This is a genomic window from Arcobacter sp. (assembly GCF_050300555.1).
Lineage (GTDB): Bacteria > Campylobacterota > Campylobacteria > Campylobacterales > Arcobacteraceae > Arcobacter.
This window is the reverse complement of record NZ_JBNKXY010000288.1, coordinates 1-573: the sequence shown is the minus strand read 5'-3', so window position 1 is coordinate 573 and position 573 is coordinate 1. Positions and strand designations below refer to the sequence as shown.

General features: G+C 37.2%; 1 protein-coding gene. It reads left to right on the top strand.

The genetic code is table 11. The annotated features are described in order from the left end of the window. A partial coding sequence (locus tag ACQY5W_RS13400) for a hypothetical protein (protein ID WP_428025469.1) occupies nt 1–248 on the top strand: 248 nt, incomplete at its 5' end. Between the last annotated feature and the right edge of the window lie 325 nt (nt 249–573).

Sequence of the window (573 nt, the reverse complement as noted above, 5' to 3'; positions counted from 1 at the left end):
TCGCACGTGTAATACCCACAATGGAGAGAGCCCAAGGGTTGCTTGACACACTTGAAGTCGTATCCGATTGCCAACCGCTTCCTGCCCTTAGGGTGCTGGCCATTATTGAGCCTATCAATGTAGTACATCCAGACACTATTTTCAAATGCAACAACATTAAAATAGAGTTAACGATGAAGGAGAAATATTGTCGACCTATAAGTGTATATAAGGAACTTACTTTTGTAAAATTTGGACAAAATCCTTGAATTGATCCTTCGGAGTGTTCGCGGAGTCCAAAACTATTGCTGTCCTATTGCTTGGGTATACATACTAGACAATATAATGTCGGCTTCATGATTAAAGTTATTTTATTAAGTTTAAAATAAACAGTTATATTTCAATGAAATTGATAAACTGAGAGTAAGTCAAACTTACTTAAAAAAGTATGGAATCTTTATGAGAGTCTTGCCATCTTTCACAAAAGCTTGTATTGCCCTAGCTATGTACACCGCTACCTTCGACCTTACTGTACCGGTCTGCTCCTTAACTTGTTTATTGAAGTCTTATTGACTCATGTTCCTATACATCTCA